This window comes from Pseudomonas rhizosphaerae, assembly GCF_000761155.1.
In the GTDB taxonomy this organism is placed as follows: Bacteria; Pseudomonadota; Gammaproteobacteria; order Pseudomonadales; family Pseudomonadaceae; genus Aquipseudomonas; species Aquipseudomonas rhizosphaerae.
Window position 1 is genome coordinate 2,985,001 of sequence record NZ_CP009533.1, and the last position, 14,136, is coordinate 2,999,136.

Below are 14,136 nucleotides of genomic sequence, written 5' to 3' on the forward strand. Positions count from 1 at the left end.
GGAGCTGGGGTCGCGCTCGGACGGCTTGAGGATGAAGCAGTTGCCGCAGACGATGGCCAGCGGGTACATCCACAAGGGAACCATGGCCGGGAAGTTGAACGGTGTGATACCGGCGACGATACCCAAGGGCTGGAAGTCGGACCAGGCATCGATGTTGGGGCCGACGTTGCGGCTGTACTCGCCTTTGAGTACCTCAGGGGCTGCGCAGGCGAATTCGACGTTTTCGATGCCGCGCTTGAGTTCGCCCGCCGCGTCTTCCAGCGTCTTGCCGTGCTCTTCACTGATCATCTGCGCGATTTTGCTTTCGTTCTGCTCCAGCAGTTGCTTGAAGCGGAACATCACCTGGGCGCGCTTGGCCGCCGGGGTCTTGCGCCAGGCCGGGAAGGCGGCCTTGGCGGAGTCGATGGCCAGTTGCACGGTTTCGCGGCTGGCCAGGTGCAGTTTGCGGATGGGCTGGCCGGTCGACGGGTTGAAGACATCGGCCGTACGGTCGCCGCTGGAAACCAGATCGCCGTTGATCAAGTGTTGGATAGTGCTCATGCAAAGGGCTCCTGAGGAAAAGGGTCAGTCGATCTGGTTGAGGGCTTCGCCAACGGCGTCGAACAGGCGGTCAAGGTCTTGCGGCTGGGCATTGAAGGTTGGGCCGAACTGCAGGGTGTCGCCGCCGAAGCGCACGTAGAAGCCGGCTTTCCATAACTTCATGGAGACTTCATAGGGGCGCACGATGGCGTCGCCATCCCGCGGTGCCAGCTGGATTGCACCGGCAAGGCCGTAGTTGCGGATGTCGACGATGTTTTTCGCACCCTTGACGCCGTGCAGCACGCTTTCGAAATGCGGTGCCAGTTCAGCGGCGCTCTGCACCAGGTTTTCGCGCTGCAGCAAGTCCAGCGCGGCAAGGCCGGCGGCGCAGGCTACAGGGTGGGCCGAGTAGGTGTAACCGTGGGGGAATTCCACGGCGTACTCGGGCGTCGCCTGGTTCATGAAGGTCTGGTAGATCTCGGTGCTGGCAATCACCGCGCCCATCGGAATGGCGCCGTTGGTGATCTGCTTGGCGATACACATCAAGTCCGGGGTTACGCCAAAGGTGTCGGCGCCGAACATGGCGCCGGTGCGACCGAAGCCGGTGATGACTTCGTCGAAGATCAGCAGGATGTTGTGCTGGTCGCAGATTTCCCGCAGACGCTTGAGGTAGCCTTTGGGCGGCGGCAGGACGCCCGCCGAACCGGCCATGGGCTCGACGATCAGGGCGGCAATGTTGGAAGCGTCGTGCAGCTCGATGACCTTGAGCATTTCGTCGGCCAGGGCGATGCCGCCCTCCTCCGGCGATCCTTTGGAGTAAGTGTTGCCCGGCAGCAGGGTGTGCGGAATATGGTCCACGTCCATCAATTGGCCGAACATCTTGCGGTTGCCATTGACCCCGCCCAGGCTGGTGCCGGCGACGTTGACGCCGTGGTAGCCACGGGCCCGGCCGATCATCTTGGTCTTGGTGGCCTGGCCTTTCAGGCGCCAGTAGGCACGGACCATTTTCACGGCGGTATCGCAGCACTCGGAGCCGGAGTTGGTATAGAAGACGTGATTGAGGGTGCCGGGGGTCAGGTCGGTGATCTTTTCCGCCAGCTGGAACGACAACGGATGGCCGTACTGAAACGCGGGCGAGTAGTCGAGCACACCGAGTTGGCGCGACACCGCTTCCTGGATTTCCTTGCGCGTGTGACCTGCACCGCAGGTCCACAGACCGGAAAGGCTGTCGTAGATCTGGCGGCCCTTGTCATCGGTCAACCAACTGCCCTGGGCCGCGACGATGATCCGAGGATCACGTTGGAAGCTGCGGTTGGCGGTGTACGGCATCCAGTGAGCGTCCAGCTTGAGCTGGCTGGTCACGCCGACGGGGGCGTTCTCGGGCATGTTCATGGGCACAAACCTCTTTGAGCGATTGAAGACGCGTTGACAAGCGTGTTGCCCCTACGGTGTCACGGCGATAAAGTCTGGAAAATTCAACTTTTGCGATCTTCAGTCAGGCATTCACTAAACTATGAGCCGCCGTCCCGATCCTCTCGCGCAGGTCAGTGATTTCGATATTCGCCTGCTGCGTATTTTCCGCAGCGTGGTGGAGTGCGGCGGTTTTTCCGCGGCGGAGAACGTGCTCGGTATCGGTCGCTCGGCGATCAGCCAGCAGATGAGCGATCTTGAGCAGCGCCTGGGTCTGCGCTTGTGCCAACGAGGCCGGGCCGGTTTTTCGCTGACCGAGGAAGGTCGCGAGGTGTATCAGTCGGCCCTGCAGATGCTGGGTGCGGTGGAGAGTTTTCGCACCGAGGTCAATGGCCTGCATCGTCATTTGCGCGGTGAACTCAACATCGGCCTGACCGACAACCTGGTGACGCTTCCGCACATGCGCATCACCCATGCGTTGGCGCAGTTGAAGGACCGCGGGCCGGACGTGCGCATTCAGATCCGCATGATCGCTCCGAGCCAGGTCGAGCAAGGGGTGCTCGACGGCAGCCTGCACGTGGGCGTGGTGCCGCAGGCAAGTCCGCTGTCCGGGCTTGAATACCAGCCGTTGTACAGCGAGCGCTCGCTGCTGTACTGCGCGGTGGGCCATCCCCTTTTCTACGCCGACGATACGCAGCTGGCCGATGCACGGCTGGATGCACAGGAGGCGATCGCGCCGACCTTTCGCTTGCCGGCCGAGATTCAGGCTTGTTACCAGGCGCTCAACTGCACGGCCAGCGCTTCGGATCGCGAGGGCATGGCGTTCCTGATTCTGACCGGGCGCTATATCGGCTATCTGCCGGACCACTACGCGACGTTCTGGGTGCAGCAGGGACGACTGCGCGCGCTCAAGCCCGCCGAGCGGTTCTATGACTTGAGCCTATCCTGGGTCACGCGCAAGGGTCGGCGCCCGCATTTAGTGCTCGAGAGCTTTCTGGAAAGTTTGTACGAAACGCGCTGACTGCCCTATCTCATTGATCCCCAAAGCGTTGTGAACACCGCGCGGTAAAACCTGAGCAGTTGGACAGCTTTTTGCACGGCTGCCTTGCAAAGCGAGGACTGACCCCAGCCCATCGCCCGTGCCGAGACTCCGACGCCATGCCTACCGATACGTCCATGCCCAGCGAACTGATCTACGGTCTGCATGACCGTCCGGCCCCCATGACGTCGATGCTGGCGGCTTTGCAGCACGTACTCGCCGCTTTCGTCGGGATCATCACACCGCCGCTGATCATCGGCTCGGCGTTGGGCCTCGGCACGCATTTGCCGTATTTGATCAGCATGGCGCTGTTGGTGTCCGGCATCGGCACCTTCATCCAGGCACGCCGTCCGTTCGGGATCGGCGCGGGCATGATCTGCCTGCAAGGCACCAGTTTTGCCTTTCTGGGGGCGGTGCTGTCGGCGGGCTTCATCGTCAAGCAGCGCGGGGGCAGCCCGGAAGACATTCTGGCCATGATTTTTGGCGTGTGTTTTTTCGGCGCGTTGGTGCAGATCGTATTGAGCCGCTTCATAGGTCAGCTACAGCGTGTCATTACCCCGCTCGTGACCGGTATCGTGATCACGCTGATTGGCGTCAGCTTGATCAAGGTGGGTATCACCGACCTGGGTGGGGGCTTCAACGCGCCGGATTTTGGTGCGCCGGGCAACCTCGCCCTGGGCGCGTTCGTGTTGGTGGTAATCATTCTGCTGAATCGCAGCACCACGACCTGGCTGAGGCTGTCGGCGATCATCATCGGTTTGGCGGTGGGCAGCCTGGCCGCCTGGTTCAGTGGCAAGCTAGTGATCCAACCGCTACCTGACCTGCCGCTGATCAGTGTGCCGGTACCTTTCAAGTTCGGTTTCGCGTTCGATTGGACGGCGTTTCTGCCGGTGGCGCTGATCTACCTGATCAGTACCCTGGAGACGGTGGGCGACCTGACGGCGAACTGCATGCTGTCGCGGCAGCCCATCAGTGGGCCGAGCTATATCGAGCGACTCAAGGGTGGCGTGCTGGGCGACGGCGTGAGTTGCATGCTGGCCGCTACGTTCAGCGCCTTTCCCAACACCACGTTCGCGCAAAACAACGGAGTGATCCAACTCACGGGCGTGGCCAGCCGCTACGTAGGGCTGTACATCGGCGTCGTGCTGATGCTGCTCGGGCTGTTGCCGATGATCGGTGCCGTGTTGCAGCAGATCCCCAAGCCGGTGCTGGGCGGCGCCACCTTGGTGATGTTCGGCAGTGTCGCCGCGGCTGGGGTGCGGATCCTGGCGCAGTCGCCGCTGGATCGGCGCAACATGCTGATCATCGCCACCTCGTTCGGCGTGGGCCTGGGAGTGGCCGCGCAGCCCCAACTGCTGCACCGCATGCCACAGCTGGTGCAGAACCTGTTCGACTCGGCGATCACCAGTGGCGGGGTCACTGCGCTGATCATGTGCCTGTTGTTGCCCGAACCCAAGCACAGTGGCGAAGTGTCGACGCAGCGACTGGAAAACGAGCCGGTCTGAGCGACATTTTCGCAACGATGCTTGTCGGATCGGAACAGGTGCGTTATCAACGCATCTGCCTAACCCACACGATTGGCTCGGAACCACCCCATGATGCTTGAAGTCCCCGCGCACAGCGCCTCGGCCAATGGCAAGCCTGCCAGCCGCATCCGCCAGAGGAATGAGGAAGCGATTCTGAAGGCGGCCGAAGACGAATTCGCCCGGCATGGTTTCAAGGGCACGAGCATGAACACCATTGCGCTCAACGCCGGGCTGCCTAAGGCCAATCTGCATTATTACTTCACCAACAAGCTGGGCCTGTACATCGCCGTGTTGAGCAACATCATCGAGTTGTGGGACAGCACCTTCAACACGTTGCAGGCCGAGGATGATCCAGCCCAGGCGTTGACCCGCTACATTCGCGCCAAGATGGAGTTTTCCCGTCGCCAGCCGCTGGCGTCGCGGATTTTCGCCATGGAGATCATCAGCGGTGGCGAGTGCCTGAGCGAATACTTCAGCCAGGACTACCGCAGCTGGTTCGCCGGGCGCGCCGCGGTGTTCAAGGCCTGGATCGATGCCGGTAAAATGGACCCCGTCGACCCCGTGCACCTGATCTTCCTGCTGTGGGGCAGCACCCAGCATTACGCCGACTTTGCCACGCAGATCTGCCGGGTGACCGGCCAGGCGCGGCTGACGCGGGAGGATTTCGAACAAGCCGGTGACAACCTGATTCGCATCATTCTGAAAGGATGCGGACTGACCCCTGCGGTGTGATCACTGCAACAGCCAAGAGATAGCGATGCCTTCCACCCTGCTGGGCCCTTGCGAGTTTCGCGAAGAGATTCGCAAGAGTCGATTCATCACCCTCGCCGCGCCCATTGCCAGCGTGCAGGACGCCCAGGCGTTCATCGAACAGAACAGCGATCTGGCGGCCACCCACAACTGCTGGGCGTGGAAAATGGGTGACCAGTACCGCAGCAACGACGACGGCGAGCCAGGCGGTACGGCGGGCCGACCCATTCTGGCGGCCATCGAGGCGCAGGACTGCGACCAGGTGGTGGTGCTGGTGATTCGCTGGTACGGCGGTATTCAGCTGGGCACCGGGGGATTGGCCCGCGCCTATGGCGGCGGTGCGAACAAATGCCTGCAACAGGCACCCAAGCGTCTGCTGATCGCGCGGGTGGCAGTGTCGTGTTCCTGCGCGTTCAGCGAGCTGGTCCTGGTCAAGCTTCGCGTGGCCGAGGCTGAAGGGTTGGTGACTGCGGAAGATTTCACCAGCAATGGTGTCGACCTGCAGTTGGCAGTGGCCAGTGAAGTCATCCCGACCCTGGCGCAGCAGCTGGCCGACCTTTCGCGGGGGCGGATCGTGCTGCAAGACGCTGTTTCATGAACATGCGGCCTGTCCACGGTGAGTGCTAGTCTGTTTCCTTTTCCAGGAGCGTCGCGATGACAACTGCAAAGAAAGCGCTGGTGATCGGTGCCTCCCGTGGCCTGGGCCTGGGGCTGGTGGAACGCTTGAGCGAGGATGGCTGGGAAGTGACGGCCACGGTTCGTGATCTGGGCAATGTCCCGGCCGGGCTGACGGCCACCGGGGCCACGGTGGAAGCGCTGGAGATGACTCGGCTGGAATCGATGGATGCATTGGCCCAGCGTCTGCAGCAGCAGCGCTTCGCTCTGCTGTTCATCAATGCCGGGGTGTCCGGACCGGCGGGCTACAACACCGATCAGGCCAGCGATGCGCAGATCGGTGAGCTGTTCGTCATCAACGCCGTGGCACCGATCCGCTTGGCCCAGCGACTGGCGGGCAATGTCGCCGACGGCGGTGCGATTGCGTTCATGAGCTCGGTGCTCGGCAGCGTGGCGATGCCCGAAGGGTCGCCCATGGCGTTGTACAAGGCGAGCAAAGCGGCCTTGAATTCGATGACCAATACGTTCGTGACCGAGCTGGCGCGGCCTGCGCTGACGGTACTGGCGATGCACCCGGGGTGGGTGAAGACCGACATGGGCGGTGAAGGGGCCAGTCTGGACGTTGCCACCAGTACCCGGGGATTGGTGGATGTGATCACCGGGCAGTTGGGCAAGGGTGGGTTGCAGTTTCTGGATTATCGGGGGGAGAGGATTGATTGGTGAGGGGTTTGCAGGGGTGTCAGAGGAGGCCTCTTCGCGGGCAGAGCCCGCTCCCACAGGATACGGGTTCTACCAGTGGAATCTGGTTTAGAGGCCCAGGATCGATAGCATGATGAAGGTTGCGAACAGTACGAAGTGAGTCATGCCTTCGATGGCGTTGGTTTCGCCGTCGTTGAGGTTGATTGCGCAGACCAGCAGGGTGATGAAGATCATCACGGTCTGCACGGGGGTCATGGCCATCTGGAACGGCTGGCCGCTGTACAGGGCCAGGCCTTCCATGACCGGCACTGTGAGAATCACCGTCGACAGCGAGGCGCCCAATGCGATGTTGACCACCGACTGCATGCGGTTGGCCAGCGCTGCGCGCAAGGCGGTGAGGATTTCCGGAGCGGCAGAGATGGCCGCCACCAGGATGGCGGTCATGACCGGCGGTGCGCCGGTGCCTTCCAGGCCCAGGTCGATGGTCTTGGACATGACTTCGGCCAAGGCGCCGATGATGACGATACCGAACACCAGGGTACCCACTGACCAGCCCAGATGGACCGGCTTCTCGGGTTCCGTGGTCACGCCCTTGCGCTTCTTCTTTTCCGGGTAGTTGTAGCTGAAGAAGTAGCTGTGCGGGCCGACCTGCATGCGCAGGAACAAGGCGTAGAGCACCAGCATGGCGCCGATGGTGAAGCCCGAATAGACCTTCCAGTTGCCCTCAGGGATGAACTCGGGGACCACCATGGACACGCCCATGGCGGTGAGGATCATGACGCTGTAGCTGCGCGCCGAATCGTCGTTGTAGGACTGTTCGCCGTGCTTGAGGCCACCCATCAGCGCAGCGAGGCCGAGGATGCCGTTGATATCGAGCATCACCGCCGAATAGATGGTGTCGCGCACCAGGGTCGGGGACGGCTCGTTGCTCATCATGATGCCCAGTACCACCACTTCGACCAGTACCGCCGAGAGGGTGAGGATCATGGTGCCGTAGGGGTCGCCGAATTTTTCTGCAAGCAATTCGGCATGTCCCGCCACGCGCACCGAGGCGAAGATGATCGCCACGACCAGGGCGATGCCTGCGCCCAATGCCACGCCTTGGCCGTGGCTGAGCAGGTAGTGCTCGGCCGGAAAGGCGACGCATGCGGCGATCACCGCCAGAAGTAGAAATTTTTCCTGCTTGAGTAACGCGATCATGGCCTGCCTTCGCTGATTGCTGCGACCTGTGCCGCGGTAAGTAACTGGATGTAACAAGAATCAGCGGATGAGAGTATGCAACAACGGCAAAGGTTCAGGGCCGGACCTGTGCCTGGGCCACCAGCCAGTCATGGATGGCGCGTCGAGTGGGGGTATTGAGGGCGCCTTCGCGGTACGCCAGCACGTATTTCTTGCGCGCCTGGATCGGCCATCCGAACGGCACGATCAGCGAGCCCTGTTCCAGCTCGTCGGTGATCAACGCCCGGCGAGCGATGGCCACACCCATGCCCATGCGTGCGGCGTCGATGGTCAGGTGGTTGCGATTGAAGGTGTGTCCACGGCGTACGTCGATGCCTTCGGCGCCGATGGCCGACAGGTAGAACTCCCACTCCGCGTATTCATAACTGCCACGCCAGGCAGTAATGTCGTGCAACAGCGGGAAGTGCACCAGTTGGCCTGGGCTGTCCAAGGGTGGCCGACCTTCGAGCAGCAGTGGCGAGCAGACCGGGAACAACTCTTCCTCCAGCAAGGGCGTGGTGACCAGGCCGGGGTAGCTGCCATCGTTGAGGTCGATGGCCAGGTCGAAGTCATCGTCGCGCAGGGAGCCGCTGCTGTCTTCGGCGATCACGCGCAACTGCAGCTCGGGAAACGCCCGTTCCAGGCTGGGCAGCCGTGGCATCAGCCACTTGCTCAGAAAGGAGGGAATGCTGCGCAGCTTGAACACCCCGCCGATCGCTCCGGAATGCAACAGCCGCAATTCTTCGTCGATGCGGCTGTGCACTTCGTTGGCAACCACGGCAAGCCGCTGGCCCTGTGCAGTCAGTTGCAGACCGCGCCCCACGCGGTGAAACAGCGGAAAGCCGAGCCGATCCTCCAATTGCTTCATCTGCTGGCTGATGGCGCCAGGGGTGACGTGCAGTTCGTCGGCGCAGCGGGTGAAGGACAGATGCCGCGCGGCACAAGCAAACACCTGCAGCCAGGCGTGCATTTGGGCATTGAGGATTTTGCTCATCGGTGAGCCCCGCTAAACAATGACTTAGTAAGTATCGTTTGTCTGAAATGTCTGTCAGCCCAAAGATAAGGTACGAGTGTATAGAGAGAAATTGGGGCAGACATGGCTATCAGCGTATTCGACATGTTCAAGATCGGCATCGGCCCGTCCAGTTCGCACACGGTGGGGCCGATGCGCGCTGCTGCCCTGTTTGCCAAACACCTGACCGAGCAAGGCATGGCGCCGCTGGTGGAGCGCATCGAGGCTCGCTTGTATGGCTCGCTATCGGCGACCGGCGTGGGTCATGGCAGTGACCGCGCGACCCTGATGGGCTTGATGGGCGAATGGCCCGACCGGGTCGATCCGCAGACCGTCGGGCCACGGGTCGACGAGGTGATCCAGCGGCAATGCCTGCACCTGGGTGATCATGCGATCAATTTCGACTGGCAACGCGACATGCTGCTGCTCGATGAGAGCCTGCCCTACCACCCCAACGGCATGACCCTGCTGGCGCACCTGCAGAACGGCGAGGTGCACGAGCAGACCTACTATTCGGTCGGCGGCGGGTTCGTGGTCGATGCCGAGCAGGCTGCCAGTGGTGTGCTGGACAACGACACCACGGCCCTGCCCTACGATTTTTCCTCGGCAGCGCAGTTGCTGAGCCTGTGCAAGCGCACCGGCCTGAGCATCTCGGCGCTGATGATGGAGAACGAAAAGGCTTGGCGCACCGAAGAGCAGATCCGCGAGCAACTGGCGGTGATCTGGCAAGCGATGCAAGCCTGCGTGGACAAGGGCCTGACCGGGCAAGGCATTCTGCCCGGCGGGCTGAACGTGCGACGCCGTGCCTATCGCCTACACCAGAACCTGCAGGAAATCGGCAAGCCCAACGTCATCGGTTCGACCTTGAGCGCCATGGAGTGGGTCAACGTCTTTGCTTTGGCGGTGAACGAAGAGAATGCCGCCGGCGGGCGCATGGTGACCGCGCCCACCAACGGCGCGGCTGGCATCATTCCGGCGGTGCTGCACTACTACATGAAATTCTGCCCCGAAGCGTCGGCCGACGACGTGGTACGCTTCTTCCTGGCAGCGGCGGCGGTAGGCATTCTCTGCAAGAAGAACGCTTCGATTTCCGGTGCCGAGGTAGGGTGTCAGGGCGAGGTCGGTTCGGCTTGTGCCATGGCAGCGGCTGGCCTGGCCGAAGTGCTTGGCGCGACGCCCGAGCAGGTCGAGAACGCGGCCGAAATCGGCCTGGAACACAATCTGGGCCTGACCTGCGATCCGGTCGGCGGCCTGGTTCAGGTGCCGTGCATCGAGCGCAATGCGATTGCCGCCGTCAAGGCGATCAACGCCGCGCAGATGGCGCTGCGCGGTGATGGCGAACACTTCATCTCGTTGGATCATGCGATCCGGACCATGCGCGACACCGGCGCCGACATGCACGACAAGTACAAGGAAACCTCGCGCGGAGGTTTGGCGGTCAATCTGGTGGAATGCTGAGGCAGGTCCATCGTTTCGAGGGTGAGCGAAAGCGTGCGAATCACTCGTAAAAGAGAATGTTTTTTGATCGCGACAGCCTGATATGGAATAGTACCCGCCGTTTTTGCACGCCTGCCCCAGCGTGCACGCTTACAGCGAAGGTACTTGTCCATGCGCAGCTCCCGCCTCATCTCGTTGATCGCCGTCAGTACGCTGGCCCTGTGTGCCAAGCTGGCGGTCGCCGCGCCCATCACGATCGAGGATGGTCAGCACACTGTCCACCTGCCCCAGGCGCCACAACGCGTGGTGGTGCTGGAGTTCTCCTTTCTCGACAGTCTTGCGGCCGTGGGCGTCACCCCGGTAGGGGCCGCTGACGATGGCGATGCCAACCGCGTGTTGCCACGGGTTCGCCAGGCGATTGGCCAGTGGCAGTCGGTGGGCTTGCGCGCCCAGCCCAGCATCGAACAGATCGCTCGGCTCAAACCTGACCTGATCATCGCCGATCTCAACCGCCATCAGGCGCTGTACAGCGATCTGGCGAGCCTGGCACCAACCCTGCTGCTGCCCTCGCGCGGCGAAGACTACGAAGGTAGCCTGAAGTCCGCCGAGCTGATCGGCCAGGCCTTGGGCAAAAGCGAGGCCATGGCAGCGCGGATCGCGCAGAACCGCCGCAGCCTGGCTGACATCGCTGGGCAGGTGCCCGCCGGGACCAAGGTGCTGTTCGGTGTGGCCCGCGAAGACAGCTTTTCCGTACACGGACCGCACTCCTATGCGGGCAGCGTACTGAAAGCCATTGGCTTGCAGGTACCTGCGGTGCGCAGCAACGCCGCACCGACCGAGTTGGTCAGCCTGGAGCAACTGCTGGCGCTGGACCCCGCCTGGCTGCTGGTCGGGCACTACCGGCATCCGAGCCTGGTAGACACCTGGAGCCAGCAGCCACTGTGGCAAGTGCTGGGCGCGGTGCGCAATCACCAGGTCGCGGAAGTCGACGGTGACACCTGGGCACGCAACCGTGGGGTGATGGCGTCCGAGCAGATTGCCGAGGATGCATTGGCCATTCTCAAAGGCGGCAAAGCCGCCATGACGCCCTGAATGAAGCGTGGGTGGGCGATGGCGCTGGGCGCGGTGGCCGTCGGCGGGCTGTTCTGGATGTCGCTCTATGCCTGGTCGCCGTTCAAGATCAGCCAGGCCGATGCGTTCAACGGACTGTTCAGTCAAGGCCGTGAAGGCGGCAACATGGCCTACATCGTTGCCCAACTGCGGGTGCCACGAGCGCTGTGCGCGGCCTTGGTCGGTGCCTGTTTGGGGCTGGCTGGCGCCTTGATGCAGGGCATTACCCGCAACCGCCTGGCCTCGCCGTCCCTGTTCGGGGTCACGGCGGGTGCGGCGCTTGGATTGGCATTGTTTTCCACAGGCCTGGTGGCCCTGCCGTTTGCCGGCGGTGCACTGCTGATGACGTGTCTGGGTGGCGCCCTGGCCTGGGTGATCGTCTTCAGCCTGGGTGGCGCCTGGTCGCCGGCGGCGGCGCAAGGTCGACTGGTGCTGGCCGGAGTTACGGTAGCAGCACTCTGCGCGGCATTGACCCGGCTGACGGTGATACTGGTCGAAGCGCAGGCGCAGAGCGTACTCAACTGGCTGGCCGGATCACTGGCCAACGTGGGTGCCGCGCAACTGCAACTGCTGTGGCCGTGCACCTTGGTGGGCGCAGTGTGGGCCATGTTCTGCGCGCCGCGCCTGAACCTGGTGAACCTGGGCGAGGACGCGGCGCGCTCCCTGGGCGTCGGAATCGCCAGCCTGCGCCTGCAGGTGTTCTTCGCCAGCCTGCTGTTGGTGGGCGCCAGCGTCTGCGCGGTCGGGCCCATTGGCTTCGTCGGCCTGATCGCGCCGAACATTGCCCGGCAGTACCTGGGCAACGATTATCGCTGGCTGATTCCAGCCAGCGCCTTGCTGGGAGCTGCGATCGTGCTGGCGGCCGACCTGCTGAGCCGCGCCGTGGCCTTTCCGGTGGAAACGCCGGCTGGGGTAGTGACCGCCCTGATCGGCGCACCGTTCTTTCTATACCTTGCCAGGCGTACGCGATGACTCGGCCCTACCCTCGCCTGCTGGCCCTGCTCATGCTGCTGCTCGCAGCTCTATGGCTGAGCTTGAGCGCGGGCACCTCCTGGCTTGCACCAGGCGCAGTGTTCGATCACCTGTTGGCCCACGACCCGCTGGATTTCGAGGTGTGGAACCACCGTCTGCCGCGCGGGCTGATCGCCATCCTGGCAGGCAGCGCTTTGGGCCTGGCAGGTGCCTTGGTGCAGGGGGTGATCCGCAACCCCCTGGCCTCGCCGGAAATTCTGGGCGTGACCCAGGGCGCCGGGCTGGCCCTGACCATTGCCATCATCGCTTTCCCGCAGTTGCCCTTTACCTGGCTGCCGTTGGTAGCGGGCGTGGGGGGTGCCGGCGGCGCGCTGCTGTTGGCGCTGTACAACAGCGGCCTGAGTTTTTCCGGCGTACGCTTTGCGCTGTCCGGGGTGGCAATCGCCGTCACCTTGTCCAGCATCACCGAATTTCTGATTCTGTCGCACCCGCTGGACATCAACACGGCCCTGCTCGCCCTGACGGGGAGCCTGTGGAGTCGCAACTGGCATCATGTCGCGCTGGCCCTGCCGTTCCTGCTGCTGATGCCGTTGGCGCTGAGCCTGGCAAAACCGCTGAACCTGATCGGCCTGGGTGATGAGGCGGCGCACAGCCTGGGCACCGCGCTTGCGCGCACGCGCTGGCTGGCGATGGGCATGGCGGTGCTGTTGAGCAGCCTGGGCGTGGGCATCATCGGGCCGGTGGGCTTTCTCGGCCTGGTCGCGCCGCACATGGCGCGGCGACTGGTGGGGGGGCATCATCAGCACCTGCTGCCCGCTGCGATGCTGATCGGCGCGCTGCTGCTGGTGCTGGCCGACACGCTGGGGCGTACCCTGATCGCGCCCAGCGAGATCCCGGCAGGCATTTTGACCGCAGTGATCGGTGCACCCTACTTTCTCTGGCTGCTGGCACGTTTCAAGGGCTGACCTCATGAGTATCATCAAGGCCGACCAGGTCGATATCGGCTACGGCGCCAAGCCCATCGTACGCAACCTTTCGTTCACGCCCCCCGCCGGGCAGGTGACTGCGCTGATCGGCCCCAATGGGTGTGGCAAGTCGACACTGCTCAAGGCGCTGGCGCGCATCATCACGCCGCAATCGGGCACGGTGAGCCTGGATGGCCAGGCATACGCACAACTGTCGTCGCGTGTGCTGGCACAAAAGGTCGCGTTTCTGCCGCAAGTGCTGCCCATTCCCGAAGGTGTCAGCGTCGCCCAACTGGTGGCCTATGGACGCAGCCCGCACAACAGCTTCTGGGGGCGACTGAGCGGCGCGGACCGTGGCGCCGTGGATCAGGCCCTGCAGCGCATGGGCCTGGCACCGCTCGCCGATACCGCGCTGGCGGACCTCTCCGGCGGTCAGCGGCAGCGGGCCTGGCTGGCCATGGTGCTGGCGCAGAATACGCCGGTGGTGTTGCTCGACGAGCCCACCACCTACCTGGATATCAGCCATCAAGTGGAGCTGCTCGACCTGATGCGCGAGCTGGCAGCCGAAGGCAAGACCGTGGTCACCGTGTTGCACGACATCAACCAGGCCTGTCGCTACGCCGACCACGTGGCGGTGATGCACCAAGGCCGCCTGGTGGCCGATGGCACGCCTGCGCAGGTCATCGATGCCGAACTGATGCAGCGGGTGTTCGAGGTGCAGGTGCAGATCGTTCGCGAACCGGTGGCGGGCACGCCGATGTGCGTGGTGGAAAAGAGCACGCGCGCCTCGGTGTGAACACTGCCGGGTCCTGCCCAGGCTCGGCCGAGCGTCGGCGCGACCCTGCCGGCCAGCCCTGCGCGGCT

At 63.3% G+C, this 14,136-nt stretch carries 14 protein-coding genes (1 of these 14 only partly in view); 10 read left to right on the plus strand and 4 right to left on the minus strand.

The features are described 5' to 3' along the window. A protein-coding gene (locus tag LT40_RS13230; protein ID WP_043190891.1) for a CoA-acylating methylmalonate-semialdehyde dehydrogenase crosses the window boundary here: on the minus strand, positions 1 to 540 show its start. The gene continues 954 nt to the left of window position 1, outside the view; only the first 540 of its 1,494 coding nucleotides appear in the window; its start codon is at positions 538 to 540; its stop codon lies off the left edge, out of view. A gap of 24 nt (positions 541 to 564) precedes the next feature. Further along, positions 565 to 1,911 (minus strand): omega-aminotransferase AptA, encoded by a 1,347-nt coding sequence (aptA, locus tag LT40_RS13235; protein ID WP_043190894.1) that lies wholly within the window; start codon positions 1,909 to 1,911, stop codon positions 565 to 567. 121 nt (positions 1,912 to 2,032) lie between these two features. On the opposite strand from aptA, the gene LT40_RS13240 reads away from it, so the two are divergent. The 5 genes from LT40_RS13240 to LT40_RS13260 all read left to right on the plus strand — a co-directional run bounded on the left by LT40_RS13240 (position 2,033) and on the right by LT40_RS13260 (position 6,582). Next, positions 2,033 to 2,950 carry a LysR family transcriptional regulator gene (locus tag LT40_RS13240; RefSeq protein ID WP_043190897.1) on the plus strand — a complete coding sequence of 306 codons (918 nt, stop codon included), beginning with the start codon at positions 2,033 to 2,035 and terminating at the stop codon, positions 2,948 to 2,950. 137 nt (positions 2,951 to 3,087) lie between these two features. Then, the gene (locus tag LT40_RS13245) at positions 3,088 to 4,473 is read left to right on the plus strand and encodes a nucleobase:cation symporter-2 family protein (RefSeq protein WP_043190900.1); all 1,386 of its coding nucleotides are present in this window, start codon (positions 3,088 to 3,090) and stop codon (positions 4,471 to 4,473) included. Positions 4,474 to 4,563: 90 nt separating this feature from the next. After that, positions 4,564 to 5,226: a TetR/AcrR family transcriptional regulator gene (locus tag LT40_RS13250; protein WP_043190903.1), complete on the plus strand. Its 663-nt coding sequence runs from the start codon at positions 4,564 to 4,566 to the stop codon at positions 5,224 to 5,226. 25 nt (positions 5,227 to 5,251) lie between these two features. Beyond that, on the plus strand, positions 5,252 to 5,842 hold the full coding sequence (locus LT40_RS13255; protein ID WP_043190906.1) for an IMPACT family protein: 591 nt from the start codon (positions 5,252 to 5,254) through the stop codon (positions 5,840 to 5,842). 56 nt (positions 5,843 to 5,898) lie between these two features. Next, the gene (locus LT40_RS13260; protein WP_043190908.1) at positions 5,899 to 6,582 is read left to right on the plus strand and encodes an SDR family oxidoreductase; all 684 of its coding nucleotides are present in this window, start codon (positions 5,899 to 5,901) and stop codon (positions 6,580 to 6,582) included. Positions 6,583 to 6,666: 84 nt separating this feature from the next. Here the strand turns inward: LT40_RS13260 and LT40_RS13265 are convergent, their stop codons facing one another. After that, a complete protein-coding gene (locus LT40_RS13265) occupies positions 6,667 to 7,758 on the minus strand; it encodes a calcium:cation antiporter (protein ID WP_043190910.1) in 1,092 nt (363 codons plus the stop codon). A 94-nt stretch (positions 7,759 to 7,852) separates the two neighbouring features. After that, on the minus strand, positions 7,853 to 8,770 hold the full coding sequence (locus tag LT40_RS13270; RefSeq protein ID WP_043190912.1) for a LysR substrate-binding domain-containing protein: 918 nt from the start codon (positions 8,768 to 8,770) through the stop codon (positions 7,853 to 7,855). 102 nt (positions 8,771 to 8,872) lie between these two features. Between LT40_RS13270 and LT40_RS13275 the strand changes: the two genes are divergently transcribed. The 5 genes from LT40_RS13275 (at position 8,873) to fecE (ending at position 14,068) form a co-directional block, all read left to right on the plus strand. Further along, a complete protein-coding gene (locus LT40_RS13275) occupies positions 8,873 to 10,246 on the plus strand; it encodes an L-serine ammonia-lyase (protein WP_043190914.1) in 1,374 nt (457 codons plus the stop codon). Positions 10,247 to 10,396: 150 nt separating this feature from the next. Next, positions 10,397 to 11,317 carry a Fe(3+) dicitrate ABC transporter substrate-binding protein gene (locus LT40_RS13280; protein ID WP_043190916.1) on the plus strand — a complete coding sequence of 307 codons (921 nt, stop codon included), beginning with the start codon at positions 10,397 to 10,399 and terminating at the stop codon, positions 11,315 to 11,317. Continuing rightward, positions 11,318 to 12,307 (plus strand): iron-dicitrate ABC transporter permease FecC, encoded by a 990-nt coding sequence (gene fecC, locus LT40_RS13285; RefSeq protein ID WP_043190918.1) that lies wholly within the window; start codon positions 11,318 to 11,320, stop codon positions 12,305 to 12,307. Continuing rightward, on the plus strand, positions 12,304 to 13,272 hold the full coding sequence (locus LT40_RS13290; RefSeq protein ID WP_043190921.1) for an iron chelate uptake ABC transporter family permease subunit: 969 nt from the start codon (positions 12,304 to 12,306) through the stop codon (positions 13,270 to 13,272). Before fecC ends, LT40_RS13290 begins: the two co-directional genes overlap by 4 nt. A gap of 4 nt (positions 13,273 to 13,276) precedes the next feature. After that, positions 13,277 to 14,068: a Fe(3+) dicitrate ABC transporter ATP-binding protein FecE gene (gene fecE / locus LT40_RS13295; protein WP_043190924.1), complete on the plus strand. Its 792-nt coding sequence runs from the start codon at positions 13,277 to 13,279 to the stop codon at positions 14,066 to 14,068. Positions 14,069 to 14,136: the final 68 nt, after the last annotated feature.

What these genes read in the sequence shown, in the direction of transcription:
- aptA (WP_043190894.1), bottom strand. Translation starts at nt 1,911, where the DNA reads ATGAACATGCCCGAGAACGCCCCCGTCGGCGTGACCAGCCAGCTCAAG.
- LT40_RS13240 (WP_043190897.1), top strand. Translation starts at nt 2,033, where the DNA reads ATGAGCCGCCGTCCCGATCCTCTCGCGCAGGTCAGTGATTTCGATATT.
- LT40_RS13245 (WP_043190900.1), top strand. Translation starts at nt 3,088, where the DNA reads ATGCCTACCGATACGTCCATGCCCAGCGAACTGATCTACGGTCTGCAT.
- LT40_RS13250 (WP_043190903.1), top strand. Translation starts at nt 4,564, where the DNA reads ATGATGCTTGAAGTCCCCGCGCACAGCGCCTCGGCCAATGGCAAGCCT.
- LT40_RS13255 (WP_043190906.1), top strand. Translation starts at nt 5,252, where the DNA reads ATGCCTTCCACCCTGCTGGGCCCTTGCGAGTTTCGCGAAGAGATTCGC.
- LT40_RS13260 (WP_043190908.1), top strand. Translation starts at nt 5,899, where the DNA reads ATGACAACTGCAAAGAAAGCGCTGGTGATCGGTGCCTCCCGTGGCCTG.
- LT40_RS13265 (WP_043190910.1), bottom strand. Translation starts at nt 7,758, where the DNA reads ATGATCGCGTTACTCAAGCAGGAAAAATTTCTACTTCTGGCGGTGATC.
- LT40_RS13270 (WP_043190912.1), bottom strand. Translation starts at nt 8,770, where the DNA reads ATGAGCAAAATCCTCAATGCCCAAATGCACGCCTGGCTGCAGGTGTTT.
- LT40_RS13275 (WP_043190914.1), top strand. Translation starts at nt 8,873, where the DNA reads ATGGCTATCAGCGTATTCGACATGTTCAAGATCGGCATCGGCCCGTCC.
- LT40_RS13280 (WP_043190916.1), top strand. Translation starts at nt 10,397, where the DNA reads ATGCGCAGCTCCCGCCTCATCTCGTTGATCGCCGTCAGTACGCTGGCC.
- fecC (WP_043190918.1), top strand. Translation starts at nt 11,318, where the DNA reads ATGAAGCGTGGGTGGGCGATGGCGCTGGGCGCGGTGGCCGTCGGCGGG.
- LT40_RS13290 (WP_043190921.1), top strand. Translation starts at nt 12,304, where the DNA reads ATGACTCGGCCCTACCCTCGCCTGCTGGCCCTGCTCATGCTGCTGCTC.
- fecE (WP_043190924.1), top strand. Translation starts at nt 13,277, where the DNA reads ATGAGTATCATCAAGGCCGACCAGGTCGATATCGGCTACGGCGCCAAG.